Source organism: Variovorax gracilis, from assembly GCF_030317115.1.
Classification (GTDB): Bacteria; Pseudomonadota; Gammaproteobacteria; order Burkholderiales; family Burkholderiaceae_C; genus Variovorax; species Variovorax gracilis.
On the sequence record NZ_JASZYF010000001.1, the window covers coordinates 15162 to 31696 of the forward strand.

Consider the following 16535-nt stretch of genomic DNA (forward strand, 5'->3'; position numbering starts at 1 on the left):
CTACGGCATCGAGCGAGCGGCCGCGGAGTTCTCCGCGACGGCCTCGATCTCGGCCACGATGCGGCTCGCTGCGATCTGGTCGCCGGATGCGACATGCAGGGCCGTGACGGTCCCTGCAATGGGGGCCGAGTGGACGTGCTCCATCTTCATGGCCTCCAGGATCAGGACGGGCTGGCCGGCCCGCACCGTGTCACCGACGCCGACCATGACCGCGACCACCCGACCGTTCATCGATGCGCGCAGCTTGCCGTCGCCGGCCTCTTCGCCCTGCCGGACCGACGCGGCGCGAGTCCTGTCCCCCACCCGCACGGGTACGCCGCGATAGTGCAGCCATAGCGTTGGCCCGTCGCGGTGAAAGGCCGCCTTCTCTTGCAGCCCGTCGCAGACGAAGCGAACGAAGACCTCCGCCAGTTCGACGAGTTCGATGGCGAAGACCTGATCGGCAATGCTCACCGTGAAGGATCGATCGCGCGTGACGCTGACGCTGACGCTCGTCAGACGGCCCGCGACTTCAAGACGAAGCGAGATCGGCAGGGTGTGAGTCAATCGCCGAGCCCCTGGCGCGCGCTGGCGATCGCCGCCGGTCTCGTGCAGGAGCACCGCGGCGAGCGCGGCGGCGCGACGCTGCACATCGCCGTCCTCCGCGAGCAATTCATCCTGGTGCTGCGCGACGAAGGCCGTGGTCGCTCCGCCTGCGGCAAAGACCGGGTTTGCCAGGCAACGCTGCAGGAAAGCCTGGTTGGTCGTCACGCCCAGCGCCACGGCGTCTTGCAGGCCCGCGGCCAGCTTGCGGAGAGCCTCCTCGCGCGTGCGGCCGTGGCTGACGAACTTGGCGATCATCGAGTCGTAGAAGGGAGGGATGTCGGCGCCTGACCGCAGCGCATCCTCCACTCGCAGTCCGGCCGGCATTCTCCACAGCGCCATGGTCCCGCTCTGCGGCACGAAACCCTCGCCGGCATCTTCCGCGCAAAGCCGCACTTCGATGGCATGGCCGTTGAAACGCACGTCGTCCTGCGTCAGCGGCAGCGGCTCGCCCGCCGCGACACGCAATTGCAGTTCGACCAGGTCCAGCCCGGTAATCGCCTCGGTCACCGGGTGCTCGACCTGCAGCCGCGTGTTCATCTCCATGAAATAGAAACTGCCTTCCTGGTCGAGCAGGAATTCCAGCGTTCCCGCGCCTTCGTAGCGGATGGCCCGAACCGCCGCGACCGCGGTCGCTCCCATGCGCGCACGAAGTTCAGCGCTCGCCGCCGGCGAGGGTGCCTCCTCGATGAGTTTCTGGTGGCGGCGCTGCACCGAGCAATCGCGCTCACCGAGATGTATGGCATGGCCGTAGCGGTCGGCAAGGACCTGGATCTCGATATGGCGCGGCTCCACGATCGCACGTTCGAGGATCACTCCCGGATCGCCGAACGCGCTCTGCGCTTCGGATCGCGCGCTGCGCAGCAGTTCGGCAAAGTCGGCGGCCGAAGGCACCAGCCGCATGCCACGCCCTCCCCCGCCGGCGGTCGCCTTGATCATCACGGGAAAGCCGATGCGCACGGCCTCTTCGGCCAGCCGCTCGTCGCCCTGGTCGTCGCCCTGATAGCCGGGGATGCATGGCACGCCCGCCGCCTGCATGAGTGCCTTGGCGCCGGCCTTGTGACCCATCGCGACGATGGCCTCGGGCGACGGCCCGATGAAGACCAGCCCCGCATCCCTGCAAGCCTGCGCGAACTCCCCGTTCTCGGCCAGGAAGCCATATCCCGGATGCACGGCATCGGCACCGGCGAGTCTCGCGGCCTCGATGAGCGCCGGGATGCGAAGGTACGACTGCGACGGCAGCGGATCGCCGATGCAGACCGCCTGATCGGCTTCCCGAACGTGGCGAGCATCGGCATCGACGGTCGAATACACCGCTATCGTGCGATAGCCAAGGGCGCGTGCGCTGCGGATGATCCGCATCGCGATCTCGCCGCGATTGGCGATCAGGATCTTGTGGAAGGAGCTTGGGTTCATCTGCATTTCGATCGTGCGCGAAGACGGGTGGCGGGCTTCATGTCAGGGGCGGGCGACCGAGAACTGCATGGGCTGAGGCTGGCGCAACTCTGCTTCCCGGCAGATCGCCAGCACCTTCGCGAGCACTGCGCGCGTATCGCGCGGATCGATGACGCCGTCGTCCAGTACGCGCGCACTGGTGGTGAACACGCTCATCTGGCTGTCGAAGCGCTCGATGATGCGGCGCTCCATCTCGTCGAGCTTGGCTTGGTCGACCTCGCCTTTGCGCTTCATGGCCGCCTCGGTCACGATGACCATCGTCTTCGCGGCCTGCTCGCCGCCCATCACCGCCGTCTTGGCGTTGGGCCACGAAAAGCAGAAGCGCGGATGAAAGCCTCGGCCGCACATGCCGTAGTTGCCGGCGCCGAAGGACGCGCCGCAGTAGATCGTGATCTGCGGAACCGTCGCATTGGTCACGGCCTGGATCATCTTGGAGCCATGCTTGATGATGCCGGCTTCCTCGTAGGCCTTTCCGACGATGTAGCCCGTCGTGTTGTTGAGGTAGAGGATCGGCGTCTTCGACTGGCAGCAGGCCTGGATGAAGTGCGTTGCCTTGGTGGCGCCCGCCGGGTCGATCGGTCCGTTGTTGGTGACGACGCCGACCGGAAGCCCTTCGATCTTGAGGTGTCCGACCACGGTGGCACTCCCGTAGTTCTCGCCGAACTCCAGGAACTCGGAGTCATCGGCGATACGGGCGATCACCTCCTTCATGTCGACCGGGCGCTTGGGGTCCATGGGCATGATGCCGAGCAGTTCCTCGGCGTCATAGCGCGGCGGCTTGAAGCCATGCGTCCGTTCGGGCGGCATGTCGCGATGCCAGTCGATGTGGGCGAGGATCTCGCGCGCGATGCGGATGGCGTCGCGGTCGTCCTCGGCAAGGTAGTCGCCGAGGCCGGAGATCGAGGTGTGCATGACCGCACCGCCCAGTTCTTCCTCGGTCGCGATCTCGCCTGTGGCCGCCTTGAGCAGCGGCGGCCCCGCGAGAAAGGCCCGCGAGCGGTCACGCACCATCACGATGTAGTCCGACAAGCCCGTCTGATAGGCGCCGCCGGCCGTGGAGGAACCGTGAGTCACGGTAATGACCGGCAAGCCGGCCGCCGACATGCGTGCAAGATTGCGGAACAGGCTGCCGCCCGTCACGAACTCCTCGACCTTGTAGGTCATGAGGTTGGCGCCCGCGCTTTCCACCAGTTGGACGTAGGGCAGCTTGTTCTCGAGCGCCAGTTCCTGCACGCGCAGCTGCTTCGGGATGCCCATCGGCTGCAGAGCGCCGGCATCGATGCCCGAATCGGAAGCGTTCACCATGACACGCACGCCCGACACCCAGCCGATGCCGCTGATGACGCCACCGCCCGGGACGCTTTTCTCCAGGTCGGGGTTGTCCAGGCCCAGCCCTGCCAGAGAGCAAATCGGGAGGAAAGGCATGCCGGGGTCGAGCAGCAGCGACAGGCGCTCGCGCGGCAGCAATTGCCCGCGCTTCTCGAAGCGCTCGCGCGACTTGGCCGAGGTGGCGGCACTGCGTTCTTCATAGCCGCGCACGCGCTCGATCAGGGCCAGCATGCCTTCGCGGTTCGCCTGGAACGTTTCGCTGGCGATGGAGATGTTCGACTCGATGGTTGCCATGTGTCTCTGCCTTGTCTTCCTACACGCCCAATTGCCGGGCGGCGAGATCCTTCATCACCTCTTCGGACCCGCCGCCGATCATCATCACCTTCACTTCGCGGTAGATGCGCTCGCTCTGCGTGCCGCGCATGTAGCCCATGCCGCCCAGCAGCTGCACGGCCTGGTCGGCGCAGAACTGCATCGCCTGCGTGGCTTGCACCTTCGCCAGGCACACGCGCGCAACGAGCCGCGCCGGGTCGTCGAGCTGATGCTGGATGCGGTACGTCAGGTCGTAGACGAGCGTGCGGGCGGCATCGATGCGCAAGGTCATGTCCATGAGCTTGTGCCGCACAACCTGCCGCTCCGACAGCGGCGCACCGAAGGAGGTGCGCTGGCGCGTCCAGTCGACCGCCTCCTTCAGGCAGACCTCGGCCATTCCGCACGCAAGCGCCGACATGAAGAGCCGCTCGGAGTTGAAATTGCTCATGAAGGTCTTGAATCCGCGGTTCTCCTCGCCGACGAGATGGGTGACGGGAACACGGCAGTGGTCGAAGCGCAGGTGCGCGGTGTCTGAACTCCACCAGCCCATCTTCTTCAGCGGCGTGCGCGTCAGGCCCGGCGTATCACCATCGATGACCAGCACGGAGATGCCGCCTGCCCCCTTGTTTTCGGGATCGGTACGCACTGCCGTCGTGATGAAGTCGGCTCGGATGCCCGATGTGATGAAAGTCTTCTCGCCGTTCACGACGTAGTGGTCGCCATCGCGAATCGCAGTGGTGCGAAGGCTTGCGACGTCGGAGCCGCCGGAAGGCTCGGTCACGGCCAGCGCGGCGATCTTCCGTCCCGCAAGCACCGGCGGGAGGACGCGCCGCTTCAGTGCATCGCTGCCCGCTGCCAGGATGGGCGGCAGCGCAATGCTGTGTGAATTGATCGACGCCTGCACGCCACCGCAGGCGCAGCGTGCGAACTCTTCCGCCACCACGACCTGATAGAACAGGTCCGCAGGCGTGCCACCGTATTCCTCGGGATAGTTCAGGCCCAGGACGCCTATTTCGGCGGCGCGTTGGTACAGCGAGCGCGGAAAGGTCCCGGCCTCGTCCCATTCGTCCACGAAGGGTGTGATCTCGCGAGCGATGAACGCGCGCAGGCTGGCCCGGAACTGCTCGTGGTCCGGACTGAAATAAAACGGCAGCGGCGGCGCGTCCAGGAATTCCATGGGTGACTCCTCATGGCCTTGGAGGCTAGCCACTGTCCTCCTTGCGGTCTTGCGCGGATTGGCTACGGCGTAGCGACTTGGCACAAGCCTTTGGAAGCGCATCCCGATAAGCTGAACGTCCCCTTCAGCCAGGAAAGTTCCATGACCAGCAGCAGCCCTCCAGCCACGCAGAAGATCGTCCGCATCGGCGGCGCCTCGGGCTTCTGGGGCGACAGCATGGTGGCTGCGCCCCAACTGGTGAAGCTGGGCCGGCTCGACTACCTGGTGTTCGACTATCTGGCCGAGACGACCATGTCCATCCTCGCGGCAGCGCGGGCTAAGAAGCCCGAGATGGGCTATGCCACGGACTTCGTCGACATCGCGATGTCGTCCGTGCTCGGCGAGGTCAAGCGCCAGGGCATCAAGGTGGTCAGCAATGCGGGCGGCATCAATCCGCACGGATGCGCAGATGCGCTTCGGGCACTGGCAGGGGCCGAAGGCATTTCGTTGCGGATCGCCGTGGTCGAAGGCGATGACGTCGGCGCGCAGATGCCGGCGCTGCGCCAGCGCGGTGTGGCGGACATGTACACCGGCGAACAACTGCCCGAGAAGGTGCTGAGCGCCAACGCCTACTTCGGCGCGCTGCCGATCGCAGCGGCGCTGGCGGCGGGCGCCGACGTGGTGATCACCGGTCGCTGCGTCGACAGTGCCGTCACGCTCGGCCCGCTGATGCACGAGTTCGGCTGGACCGGCGACGATTTCGACCTGCTGGCCTCCGGCAGCCTCGCGGGCCACATCATCGAATGCGGATGCCAGGCGACCGGTGGCCTGCACACCGACTGGGAAGACATCCCCGACTGGGCGAACATGGGCTACCCGATCGTGGAGTGCCATGCCGACGGCAGCTTCGTCGTCACGAAGCCGGGAGGCACAGGCGGCCGGGTGATCCGCGCCGCCGTGGCCGAGCAGATGCTGTACGAGATCGGCGACCCGGCCGCCTACATGCTGCCGGACGTGACCTGCGACTTCCGCCACGTCGTGATCGAACAGCAGGCCGAGAACCGCGTGCACGTCAGCGCCGCCAAAGGCCGCGCGCCCTCCCCGAGCTACAAGGTGTCGGCGACCCAGCTCGACGGTTTCCGCTGCGCCGGCAGCCTGGTGATCATCGGCATCGACGCCGAGAAGAAGGCACGACGCACGGCCGAGGCGATCATCGAGCGCACCAACGGCATCCTGCGCGAAAGCGGCCAGCAGCCCTTCACTTCCACCTATATCGAGGTGATCGGCTCGGAGTCGCTGTACGGCCCGCATGCCCGGACGCGCCGCGTGCGCGAGGTCACGATGCGCGTAGTGGCGAACCATCCGCAGAAGGCAGCGCTGGCCCTGTTCGCGCGCGAGATCGCGCCGGCCGGGACCTCCTGGGCCCCGGGCACGACCGGCCCCGGCGGTGGCCGTCCGGCGGTTTCGCCCTTGATCAAGCCCTTTTCCTTCCTGCTCGACAAGACAGCGGCACCGGTCGCATTCGTGCTCGATGGCGAGCGCCACCCCGTGTCGTTGCCGCAGGCGGGAGGTGACACGGCGTCGCCGCCCAGCGAAATTCCCGCTGCCTATGAAGATCCCGATCAACCGCAGGAGGAAGTGCGCCTGATCCAGCTCGCCTGGGCACGCAGCGGCGACAAGGGCGATGTCTCCAACATCGGCCTGGTCGCCCGTCGACCCGAATGGCTGCCGCTGATGTGGGACCGGTTGAGTCCGCAGGCCGTGCGCGCCTACTTCTCGCACCTCGTGCACGGGCCGGTCGAACGCTTCTACCTGCCGGGCACCGCGTCGATGAACCTCCTGCTGCACGATGCGCTCGACGGCGGCGGTCCCTCGTCGATGCGCATGGATCCGTTGGGCAAGGGCATGGCGCAGATGCTGCTCGACATGACGATCTCCGTGCCGGCGTCTGTTGCAGTGCAATGCGCGGCCGCGCAACGTGCGGGTCAGCACGCTCGACAGGCCCAGGGGCCAGTCCTATAGTCGGGCTCCTCTTGGGCCGTAGCCAGCCCGCAGGAGATGCCGCAGCAGGCCCGCGGTGCAAGAGTGATCGACAGTGCAAATCCACAACGAAGGAGACGCGCAATGAAGAAGTCGGTTCTCATGGTTGTCGGCGCCACCCTGGTCGCTCTGTTCGCCGCCGCTCCGGCGATGGCCCAGAAGAAGACACTTGCCGTCGTCGTGAAAGGGTTGGACAACCCTTTCTTCACCGTGCTCGGTGACGGGTGCGCCCTCTGGAACAAGGAAAACGCCAGTTCCGAATACACCTGTCTCTACACCGGCCCGGCGTCCAGCGCCGACGAGGCCGGCGAAGTACAGATCGTCGAGGACCTGATCAACAAGGGCGTTGCCGGGATCGCCATCTCGCCGTCCAACGCGCCGGCCATGGCCACGATGCTCAAGGCCAAGAACCCGAAGATGCCGATCATGACGATCGATGCCGATCTCGCGGCGGTCGATCGTGCGCAGCGCAAGACCTATCTCGGCACCAACAACTACGACATGGGCGTGCTCATGGCCAAGCACCTGAAGGAGCTCAATGCCAAGGGTGGCACCGTCTGCATGCAACTCGGCAACGTGGCAGCCGACAACATCAACGCACGCGCTGCGGGCTTCCGCGACACCATCAGCGGCAAGAAAGGCATCGATCGGCTCAAGGGCGAAGGCGGATGGACGGAGATCGCCGGCTGTCCGCTCTTCACCAACGACCAGATCGACCTCGCCAACCAGCAGATGGCGGATGTGTTCACCAAGAACCCGAAGCTCAACGCGTTCATCCTCGTCGGCGGGTGGGCGCAGTTCGGTCCGCAGGCCTACGCGCAGGTGACCGACCAGGTGATGCCCAAGCTCAAGTCCAAGGAGCTGATCATCATCGCGGGCGACACGCTGCCGCCGCAACTTGATGCGCTGAAGGCCGGCCGAAGCCATGTGCAGGTCGGACAACGGCCTTTCGAGATGGGCCACCGTGCGCCGGCCGTGCTGATCGACCTGATCAATGGCAAGAAGGTGAACGATCCGCTCTACACGGGCCTCGACGAGTGCGTGCCGACGAACCTGGACAAGTGCCCGGCCAAGTAACGCCCATGGCCGTCCTGGAGCTCTCAGGGGTCTCCAAGCATTTCGGCGCCATCCAGGCGCTGACCGATGTGTCCCTGTCGCTCGGGGCCGGCGAGGTCGTCGGCCTGATGGGCGACAACGGCGCCGGCAAGTCGACGCTGGTCAAGATCGTGGCCGGCAACTACCCGCCGAGCCAGGGCGAGGTGACGATGGAAGGCCGCAAGGTCGTCTTCCACAAGCCTGCCGACGCGCGCGAGGAAGGCATCGAGATCGTCTACCAGGACTTGGCGCTGTGCGACAACCTCACGGCCGCGGAGAACGTGTACCTCGGTCGCGAGCTGACGCGCGGAATCGGTCCTTTCAGGGTGCTGAACTACCGCGCGATGTTCCATCGCGCCGGCGAGTTGTTCGCCGAACTCAAGTCGGAGACGCGGCCGCGCGACCTTGTGCGGCGCATGTCCGGCGGGCAGCGCCAAGCCGTCGCCATCGCGCGGACCCGGCTGGCGGACCCGCGCATCGTCCTGATGGACGAGCCGACCGCTGCCATCAGCGTGCGCCAGATCGCCGAGGTGCTGAGCCTGATCCGGCGCCTGCGGGACCATGGCATCGCGGTCGTGCTGATCAGTCATCGCATGCCGGACGTCTTCGCCGTCGCGGACCGTATCGTCGTGCTGCGCCGCGGCGTGAAGGTGGCCGACAAGCCCATTGCGCAGAGTTCGCCTGAAGAGGTCACAGGCCTCATCACCGGCGCCATCGGGGTCGCATGATGAGCCTGCCCGGCGAATTCGAAGCGGCGGCAAGCCTCCGAGAATCGATCGACCGGCGGGCGCACCGCACGTGGCTGGCCTGGCTCGTCGGCCAGCAGACCTTCTGGGTGTCGGTGGCCGCAGTCGTGGCCTTCGTCGTGCTGTCGATGGCGAGCGATGTGTTCGCCACGCAGCAGAACCTGTTCAACGTCACGCGCAACTTCGCCTTCGTTGCCATCATCGCGATCGGCATGACGGCGGTCATCATTACCGGCGGCATCGACCTGTCGGTCGGCGCGGTGCTCGTGCTGTCGGGCATGGTGATCGGCATGGCGATGAATGCGGGCACCTCGATCTGGGTGGCCATTCCGCTGGCGCTCGGTGTCTCCCTGCTCGTCGGCGCGCTCAACGGCGTGATGATCGCGTACGTGGGCGTGCCGCCCTTTGTCGTCACCCTGGGCATGCTGTCGATCGCACGGAGCCTGGCCATGGTGTTGTCCAACAACCGGATGGTCTATCAGTTCGGCCCTGACCAGCCGAAGCTGCTGGCGCTCGGCGGCGGGTTCGTCAATCTCGACCTGCCCTTCGTCGATGTGATCCGGGTGCCCAGTCCGGTGCTGTTCCTGATCGTGCTGCTGGTCATCGCCAGCTTCGCGTTCCGCTGGACGCGTTGGGGCCGCCACCTCTACGCCATCGGCGGCAACGAACGCGCAGCGATCATGACCGGCGTGCCCGTGAAGCTCGTCAAGGTCAGCGTCTACATGTTCTGCAGCCTGTGCGCCGGCATCACCGGTATCCTGGAGGTCGGCTGGCTCGGCACCGTCACCACGAGCCTCGGCCAGGGCATGGAGCTGTCGGTGATCGCGGCCTCTGTCATAGGCGGCACCAATCTCACGGGCGGCATCGGCACCGCGTTCGGCGCGGTGGTCGGTGCGGCGTTGATCGAGGTCATCCGCAATAGCCTGATCCTGCTGGGCATCAGCACCTTCTGGCAAGGCACCTTCGTCGGCAGCTTCATCATCGTCGCGGTGCTGTTCGACCGGCTGCGCGCGCGGGGCGCCAACGACTGAGCCCCGCGTTCGCCGGCGCCGCACTGCCCGTCCGTCATACCCCGTTTGTGGAATGACGATCCGCCAAGGATTTCTGCACGATCGGCTTTGCCCCGACCAGCGTCGCGCTGCGTCGCGCCGAGGCTGGAGACAGACGTATGGACATCCTGATGCTCAAAGGCAGCAGCGGCGCGGACGTCGACAAGCTGCGCACGGCGCTTGCAACCACACTCGGCAGCGAGGCCGACGGGTTCCCCTCGCTCGCCAGGCCAGGCACTCCGATCGACGACGACTTCGACGCGGCGATCAAGCGATGGCAGGCAGGCATCGGCGTCATCGCGGATGGCGTCGTCGGGCCGCGCTGCCAGATACTGCTGGAGCTGATTCCCGAAGTCGAGGACAGTCTTTCGCTCCCGCTGACGGTCGGCAAGGTAAGCCAGGTGTTCCCGGCCACCAAGCCCGCGAACATCGCGCGCTACCTGCCCTACATCAGCTCGGCGCTGGGCGTGGCGCATCTGGCCGATCCCGCCATGATCCTTGGCGCGCTGGGCACCATCCGCGCGGAGACCGAAGGCTTCGTGCCGATCTCGGAGTTCCAGTCCAAGTTCAACACCGCACCGGGCGGCCCGCCCTACGGCCTCTACGACCTGCGCAAGGACATCGGCAACGGCGCGCCAGGCGACGGCGCGAAGTACAAGGGCCGCGGCTTCGTCCAGTTGACGGGCAAGGCCAACTACGTCAAGTACGGGAAGGACGTCGGCCTTCAGCTCGCGGCCATGCCGGACATGGCGAATTCCCCTGAGATCGCGGCGGTGCTGCTTGCCCTCTTTCTCCAGGACAAGGCCACGGCGTTCCGTGCCGCGATCGCGAAGGAGGACTACAAGGGGGCCCGCAGGCTGGTCAATGGGGGATCGCACGGCCTCGACAGCTTCCGGGACGTGTTCCTCCGCGCGAAGGCCGTCTGGAAGGACGAGCTGACCATCGCCGTCGCCGCCAGCATCCCCGCCGGCAAGCCGGGCCTTGCCGCCCGGCGCGCCGTGGCGAGTGCCACCCGGTCGATCGCATCCCGCGCGGCACGTCCGCGCAGCAGCAAGGACTCGTTGACCCGAAAGGATGCCGCCGACATCCGGGACCGGCTCTTCATGCCGCCGGCCATCAGCCTGCCGGACTTCTACCCCCCCATCGAACAGTTCCACTACCTGCCGGGCTATACCAAGGCCAACCTGATCCTGGCCCAGGGACGCGAGGGCGCGTGCACCGGGTTCGGGCTCACCTGCGTGATCAACTACATGCGCTGGATCAAGGCGAACACGCCGGCCGACATGACCTCTGTCAGCCCCCGGATGCTCTACACGCTCGCGCGGCGCCACGACGAGTACGAAGGCGAAAACTACGAAGGATCGACCTGCCGGGGCGCGATCAAGGGCTGGTTCAATCACGGCGTCTGCCTGGAGCCCGACTGGCCCTACACCGCAGGCAAGGCCACGGCGCCGAAGTACGGCTTCGCCAAGCGGGCGGCGAACATCACGCTGGGGGTCTACTACAGGATCGACACCAGCTCGATCACCGACCTGCAGGCCGCAATCTCGCAGCATGGCGCCATCTTCGTCTCCGCCTACACGCACGACGGCTGGGACACGGTTCCCACGGTCGGCGTTCCGGCGGACCACACCGGGGTACCGGTCATCGAGTTCGATGGGCGGAAGTCTGAAACGGGCGGCCACGCCTTCGCATTCGTCGGCTACAACGAGCAGGGCTTCATCCTCCAGAACTCCTGGGGCACGGACTTCGGCGCGGGCGGCTTTGCCGTGCTGAGCTATCTCGACTGGCTCGCCAATGCGATGGATGCGTGGGTCGTGTCGCTCGGTGTTCCGCGCGTCATCGCCGGCCAGCTGGCGAGCGCGGGATCGAGCGGCGTGGATGTCGGACGCTCCGGCGCCGACAGGACCAAGTGGTGGGATACCGGCCTTGCTTACCAGCACAGCGTCGTCCTCGGCAACGACGGCCGCGTGAGCCGGTACCTCACCGAAGACGAGCAGCCGAGAAAGCTCCAGCAGCAGGTCTATGTGTTGCCCGATGCATGGTTCCGCCAGCAAGGCGCAAAGCGCAAGCGGCTGGTGCTGTACGCACACGGTGGGCTCAACAGCGAAGCGACAGCCATCAAGCGCGCGAGCGCCATGGGCCGCTACTTCATCGGAAACGGCTGCTACCCGATCTTTCTCGTGTGGAAGACCGGCCTGCTGGAATCGCTGACCGACATCATCACGGACATGTTCCGCAAGCAGCCTGCCGTGGCAGGCGCACCCGGATGGGTCACGGACGCGAGCGACCTCGCCATCGAGAAGACGATAGCGCGGCCCGGGGCCAAGCCGATCTGGAGCGAGATGAAGGAGAACGCCGAACTCGCCTTCGTGGAAAGACGCGGCGGAGATCTTCTCCTCGACGCCCTCTCGAATCTCTCCGGCACATGGGGAGATGACTTCGAGCTTCACCTCGTCGGCCACTCGGCCGGGTCGATCGCCATCGGCCACCTGCTCAAGGCGCTCGCCGTGCGGAGGGACGGGGGGCGGGACCAGGGCCTCTGGGAGCGACTGACCTCGCTGAGCCTGTTCGCGCCGGCATGCAGCGTGGACTTCGCCAACCGCACCTATGCGAAGAACCAGGAAGTGATGCGGCGCCTCCACCTGGACATTCTCTCGGACCAGGTCGAGCGCGATGACAACGTGGCGGCGATCTATCGCAAGTCGCTGCTCTACATGGTGTCGAACGCGCTGGAAGCCGACGTGCACGCGCCCATCCTCGGCCTCGACCGCGTCACGGATCCGAACGACACGGGTTGGGATGGAACCTCGGACACGGGCGATACGCTCAAGGCGTGGAGGCAGGCTGCCGAAGACAGCGCCTTGGCCGACCGGACCACGAAGGTGACGGCCTCTCAGGTCAAGGCCGCGATCGACGCCAACGGCAAGCCGGTGATGATCCCCGCCGCGCACGGGAGTTTCGACAACGACATCGACGTGATGAGCCGGGCGATGCTTCGCATCACCGGGGATGCGAAGCTCGCCATGCCCATCGACGACCTGCGTGGCTTCTAGCTACGCCGGCGCCCGCGTCATCTTGGCCGTCGTGTCGAAGCCTCGGCTCTTGTACGTGCCCGCGAGAGTGCCGTCAGGCTGGAGCTTGTAGTTGACAGTGGCGCCATTGGGGAACTGGTAGTCCAGCGTGCCCGGGCCCACCTTCGCCGTCACCCGTCTCCACTGCGGGGCGATGTTCACGGCGGTGTTGGTCGGCTCGCCCGTCGAATAGACCAGGGTCGCCTCCGATGCGTCGATACGCTCGACGATGAGGATGTGGTCCAGTTGGGTGAGGCTGTTGATCCACCTTCCGGACCATTTGCCGGAGAAGCCCTTGACGTTCGGAGGAACGGAATCGCCAGGCGCCTCGACCTTGACATCGGGCGGCAATGGCGCCTTGGTGGGAGGTGCGGCGCAGGCGATCAACCCGATGCATGCGACAACGGCGGCCGAGAGTGCTTTCATCTCCATCTCCTCAGGAATGACGACGGTGGCAGTGCATGCCATGCCGATGGCCTTGGGCATCGGACATGGCGCTTCTTCTCATTGAGGAGGCCAACGCTATTCCCGCGGCGACGTGCGCACATCATTCAAATTGGTAATGACACCCGCCCAGTCCGCAAGACAGGAAGCCGACACAGGACCCCGTGCGCTGCAGTTTTCGCTTGCGGTCGTGACTTCCTACCTTGGGAGCCCGATCCGCTCCGCGATCCAATACGGGCCGCATGAACCCGATTTCGCAGCGAATGAAGCCAGCCCTGAGCCTCGTCATAGAAGAACCCATCGCCGGGCACTACTACTGGCTGATCGTTCAACCGGGAGGGTGGCTTAGCCTCTCCCCCACCCTCATCGCTTCCGCACCCGGGCCGTTGCCCTCGTACCAGGCGGCCCAGGAGGCTGGGCGTGAGGTGCTCGCCACGATGCAGGCAACGGCCGACCGCCCGATCCCGAGTGGCTTCGGCGGCGCCTGGGACATCATGACGATGCCCGGCGCCCTGGTCTGAGGCGTCAGCCCGTCAGGTCCTCGAGCGTCTTTCCGCTGGCCAGGGCCTCTTTCATCCAGCGTGGCCGGGGGCCGCGGCCGGTCCACGAGTTCCCGCTTCCATCGCGATAGAGAACGGACGATGGGCGCCGCTTGAACTTGCGCGTCTTTGCCTTCCCGGCCGGCGCTGCCGGCGTGCCGCTGATGAATTCGTCGAGCGACCTGCCAGAGGCCATTGCATCGCGAAGCCAATGCGGCCGAGGCCCGCGACCCGACCACGAATTGCCGTTGCCATCGCTGTACTTGGCGCCCTTCACGCTCGCCGCGTTCCTTGTCGCGAACTTCCGGGCACTGGGCGCTGCGCCAAGACCGAGTTGGTTTGCAGTCAATCCGTAGTGATCGATCGCCACCTTGATGCGCGAAATGACACCCGAAATCTCTTTCTCGCGAAGAGCGTCGGCCTGTCGTTGCAGCGTCGCGATCTTCTTCTGAAGTTGTGAATAGGACTGGGTCATGAGTCGCCTTTGTCAATCAAATCAAGGGGTGTAGCTTAATCCCAACGGTAATGACGCCTCGGCAAGATCACTTTTCATTCTTTGATGCGTCTGTTTTTCCATAGGACCAGTCTGATGCTGTCTCATTCAAATCCCACCGAACGTGACAAACGCCGCGCCATATGCATCCGGTCGCTTGGCGCAGTCTCTCCACGCAGGCATTGCCGTGCGAGGATCAAAAGCTCAAAGCAACTCGACAAGCTTGGCAAGAACGACATGAGCATTTACGTGATCGACGACCATCCACTCATGCGAGACGCAGTCTCCATGGTGCTGCGCAGGGTGCGCCCTGCGGCAAATATCGTCGAACTGGACCGGCTGTCCCGATTGGATGACGCGGTCGTCAAACACGGCACCCCCGACCTGGTGTGCCTCGATCTGAATCTGCCCGATACCACGGGATGCTCCGGCGTGATCACGGTGAAGCAGAGTTTCTCGAGTGTCCCGCTGGCCGTCTATTCGGCCTCTCCGGCGGCCGACATGGAGGCGCAATGCCTTGCGCACGGCGCCGACATCTATATCGACAAGGCCAGTGGCGCTACGCATCTGGCGTCATCGCTGCGAGCGCTGCTGGTCGACGACGTCGACGGCGATACGGACAGCGATGAAGCGCCCGCTGCAGGCGTTGGTCAATTGACGAAGCGACAACGCCAACTGGTGCAACTGATCGATGAAGGGCTTGGCAATCGCGAGATGGCACAGCGACTGGAGATCAGCGAGGACACGGTCAAGGTGCACATGTGGCGGCTGTACAAGCGCATCGGCGTCAGCAGCCGGACCCAGGCCCTTCACTACGCTAGGACGAAGGGGCTGCTCGCCCCGCAGTCAGAACAGTTCGCCAGCGGCTCCGGCATCTGAGAATCCGCGAGCCCGGGCCCCCATCAGCGAATCGTCGAAAGACGGCCGAAGGCCGTGCCGGCGCCCGTCGTGGTGGTGCATTCCTTCACCAGGGCGGCAGATCGCGTGACCTGATCGGTCATCCGGTCATTCAGCGGCCGCCAGCCGCGGTACAGCGGGACCACCAGGAACCAACCCGTTGCCGCCACGGCCAACGCAGCGCCGATGCAGACCCATTGCATGAATTCCATTCCTCGACCTCTTCGTGTTGTGCAGGCCGCCAGTCTGCATGTTCGCCAGCGATTTGTGCATCCGCCGTTTGGCGCAGCCTGAGCAGTTGCTCACGGTCCGAGCCGGTCAGATATCACGCTTGGCGAGTCATTCGCAAGTGCACGATGCCCCTCGCGTACAAAAGCCCGTCGCACCGGATCCCGTGCTGGACCCTGCCTTGCAGGACGGCCGAGCTCTCGCAGGGCAACTGATGTCGCAACCCAGGCAGCCACCGGACACTGGTGCCGAGCAATGGTTGCCGGACTGCGGGGGTTGCATGGCGGTCGAAATGGGTTGCCCGCAGCCGTACAGCAATGCAGCGAGAGCCAGAATCAACGACTTCATGAAGAGCTCCTTGTGCAGCCGATGGCCAATGCGTGATATTCGTCTTGTCCCAGGCGAATCCGTCCGCAGGCCAATAGGGATGATCGATTCGTAACCACTAAAGTCTCGCTCAAAGAAAAAGCGTTCTACCCGTGTGCGCGCGAGAAGGCCATGAGGCCCGCCCCACACGTCATCCATGACCTTCAAGAAACTCCGGATCACCGGGCCGGCAGCCAGCGCCTACGCATTGGGCCAGCCCATGTATGTGTACGACGGGAACGTGCTCCTGGGGACGCTCGACCCCGTGCCGCTGCTCAACATGGGCACGGAGATCCATGTCGAGGCCTTCACGCCGACCCGGGTCGTCCGTGATGAACGCCGCCACGTCGGCCGACTGATCTTCCTGGAGATCTGCGCCTTCATCGCCGAGCATTTTCACCAGATCCAGGCGATCCGCTTCGTCTTCACGCGACAGGTCGACGTCCTGGGCGGCGGTGCGGAGCAGGCCATTTCGCGGGCCGAGACGGTGGACCGCATCGGCGCCGTCAATGTCCAGATGACGCCGAAGGCGGACGCCCTTCCGGGCCACTTCGTCGTCTCGGGCGTCTGGGTCTACAGCGAGCGCAACCTGGCGGCGCTCAAGATCGTGCTCGAAGAACAGCGCGCGCTCTACCGTGCGAGACCGATCGAGGCCGGCGCCATGGACAAGCCCGGCCTGCGTGCGGCACTCCGGCGCCTGGTCCGTCGCCGCAACGAAAAGTAGGCTCCG

14 protein-coding genes are annotated in these 16535 nt (G+C 65.5%); 8 read left to right on the forward strand and 6 right to left on the reverse strand.

Annotated elements, in window-relative coordinates:
• The 3 genes from QTH97_RS00080 to QTH97_RS00090 are packed head-to-tail and all read right to left on the reverse strand — an operon-like array spanning position 1 to position 4855.
• Entirely contained in the window at positions 1-1998 is a 1998-nt protein-coding gene (locus QTH97_RS00080; RefSeq protein ID WP_286565922.1) for an acetyl-CoA carboxylase biotin carboxylase subunit, read from the reverse strand.
• A 42-nt stretch (positions 1999-2040) separates the two neighbouring features.
• Positions 2041-3660, reverse strand: coding sequence for an acyl-CoA carboxylase subunit beta (locus tag QTH97_RS00085; RefSeq protein WP_286565923.1), 1620 nt, complete (start codon positions 3658-3660; stop codon positions 2041-2043).
• A 19-nt stretch (positions 3661-3679) separates the two neighbouring features.
• Entirely contained in the window at positions 3680-4855 is a 1176-nt protein-coding gene (locus QTH97_RS00090) for an acyl-CoA dehydrogenase family protein (protein ID WP_286565924.1), read from the reverse strand.
• A 141-nt stretch (positions 4856-4996) separates the two neighbouring features.
• Here QTH97_RS00090 and QTH97_RS00095 point away from each other — a divergent pair, with 141 nt between their 5' ends.
• The 5 genes from QTH97_RS00095 (at position 4997) to QTH97_RS00115 (ending at position 12820) form a co-directional block, all read left to right on the forward strand.
• Positions 4997-6856, forward strand: a complete 1860-nt coding sequence (locus QTH97_RS00095) for an acyclic terpene utilization AtuA family protein (protein ID WP_286565925.1) — start codon at positions 4997-4999, stop codon at positions 6854-6856.
• A 102-nt stretch (positions 6857-6958) separates the two neighbouring features.
• Positions 6959-7951, forward strand: coding sequence for a substrate-binding domain-containing protein (locus QTH97_RS00100; protein ID WP_286565926.1), 993 nt, complete (start codon positions 6959-6961; stop codon positions 7949-7951).
• 5 nt (positions 7952-7956) lie between these two features.
• Positions 7957-8697: an ATP-binding cassette domain-containing protein gene (locus QTH97_RS00105; protein ID WP_286565927.1), complete on the forward strand. Its 741-nt coding sequence runs from the start codon at positions 7957-7959 to the stop codon at positions 8695-8697.
• Complete coding sequence (locus QTH97_RS00110) at positions 8694-9746, forward strand: ABC transporter permease (RefSeq protein ID WP_286565928.1); 1053 nt, start codon at positions 8694-8696, stop codon at positions 9744-9746. The genes QTH97_RS00105 and QTH97_RS00110 overlap by 4 nt, the downstream gene beginning before the upstream one ends.
• A 137-nt stretch (positions 9747-9883) precedes the next feature.
• Positions 9884-12820 carry a C1 family peptidase gene (locus tag QTH97_RS00115; protein ID WP_286565929.1) on the forward strand — a complete coding sequence of 979 codons (2937 nt, stop codon included), beginning with the start codon at positions 9884-9886 and terminating at the stop codon, positions 12818-12820.
• Here the strand turns inward: QTH97_RS00115 and QTH97_RS00120 are convergent, their stop codons facing one another.
• On the reverse strand, positions 12821-13264 hold the full coding sequence (locus tag QTH97_RS00120; protein ID WP_286565930.1) for a hypothetical protein: 444 nt from the start codon (positions 13262-13264) through the stop codon (positions 12821-12823).
• A gap of 281 nt (positions 13265-13545) precedes the next feature.
• Between QTH97_RS00120 and QTH97_RS00125 the strand changes: the two genes are divergently transcribed.
• Positions 13546-13803 (forward strand): hypothetical protein, encoded by a 258-nt coding sequence (locus tag QTH97_RS00125; RefSeq protein ID WP_286565931.1) that lies wholly within the window; start codon positions 13546-13548, stop codon positions 13801-13803.
• Between the two features lie 4 nt (positions 13804-13807).
• Here QTH97_RS00125 and QTH97_RS00130 read toward each other — a convergent pair whose 3' ends face one another.
• Positions 13808-14296, reverse strand: coding sequence for an H-NS family nucleoid-associated regulatory protein (locus QTH97_RS00130; RefSeq protein ID WP_286565932.1), 489 nt, complete (start codon positions 14294-14296; stop codon positions 13808-13810).
• A 255-nt stretch (positions 14297-14551) separates the two neighbouring features.
• Between QTH97_RS00130 and QTH97_RS00135 the strand changes: the two genes are divergently transcribed.
• Positions 14552-15193 (forward strand): response regulator transcription factor, encoded by a 642-nt coding sequence (locus QTH97_RS00135; protein ID WP_286565934.1) that lies wholly within the window; start codon positions 14552-14554, stop codon positions 15191-15193.
• Between the two features lie 23 nt (positions 15194-15216).
• On the opposite strand, the gene QTH97_RS00140 is transcribed toward QTH97_RS00135, so the two are convergent.
• Positions 15217-15423: a hypothetical protein gene (locus QTH97_RS00140; protein WP_286565936.1), complete on the reverse strand. Its 207-nt coding sequence runs from the start codon at positions 15421-15423 to the stop codon at positions 15217-15219.
• A 539-nt stretch (positions 15424-15962) separates the two neighbouring features.
• On the opposite strand from QTH97_RS00140, the gene QTH97_RS00145 reads away from it, so the two are divergent.
• On the forward strand, positions 15963-16529 hold the full coding sequence (locus QTH97_RS00145; protein WP_286565938.1) for a hypothetical protein: 567 nt from the start codon (positions 15963-15965) through the stop codon (positions 16527-16529).
• Positions 16530-16535 lie beyond the last annotated feature (6 nt).

Coding starts and splice junctions, on each gene's coding strand:
- QTH97_RS00080 (WP_286565922.1), bottom strand. CDS start 1,998: ATGAACCCAAGCTCCTTCCACAAGATCCTGATCGCCAATCGCGGCGAG.
- QTH97_RS00085 (WP_286565923.1), bottom strand. CDS start 3,660: ATGGCAACCATCGAGTCGAACATCTCCATCGCCAGCGAAACGTTCCAG.
- QTH97_RS00090 (WP_286565924.1), bottom strand. CDS start 4,855: ATGGAATTCCTGGACGCGCCGCCGCTGCCGTTTTATTTCAGTCCGGAC.
- QTH97_RS00095 (WP_286565925.1), top strand. CDS start 4,997: ATGACCAGCAGCAGCCCTCCAGCCACGCAGAAGATCGTCCGCATCGGC.
- QTH97_RS00100 (WP_286565926.1), top strand. CDS start 6,959: ATGAAGAAGTCGGTTCTCATGGTTGTCGGCGCCACCCTGGTCGCTCTG.
- QTH97_RS00105 (WP_286565927.1), top strand. CDS start 7,957: ATGGCCGTCCTGGAGCTCTCAGGGGTCTCCAAGCATTTCGGCGCCATC.
- QTH97_RS00110 (WP_286565928.1), top strand. CDS start 8,694: ATGATGAGCCTGCCCGGCGAATTCGAAGCGGCGGCAAGCCTCCGAGAA.
- QTH97_RS00115 (WP_286565929.1), top strand. CDS start 9,884: ATGGACATCCTGATGCTCAAAGGCAGCAGCGGCGCGGACGTCGACAAG.
- QTH97_RS00120 (WP_286565930.1), bottom strand. CDS start 13,264: ATGAAAGCACTCTCGGCCGCCGTTGTCGCATGCATCGGGTTGATCGCC.
- QTH97_RS00125 (WP_286565931.1), top strand. CDS start 13,546: ATGAAGCCAGCCCTGAGCCTCGTCATAGAAGAACCCATCGCCGGGCAC.
- QTH97_RS00130 (WP_286565932.1), bottom strand. CDS start 14,296: ATGACCCAGTCCTATTCACAACTTCAGAAGAAGATCGCGACGCTGCAA.
- QTH97_RS00135 (WP_286565934.1), top strand. CDS start 14,552: ATGAGCATTTACGTGATCGACGACCATCCACTCATGCGAGACGCAGTC.
- QTH97_RS00140 (WP_286565936.1), bottom strand. CDS start 15,423: ATGGAATTCATGCAATGGGTCTGCATCGGCGCTGCGTTGGCCGTGGCG.
- QTH97_RS00145 (WP_286565938.1), top strand. CDS start 15,963: ATGACCTTCAAGAAACTCCGGATCACCGGGCCGGCAGCCAGCGCCTAC.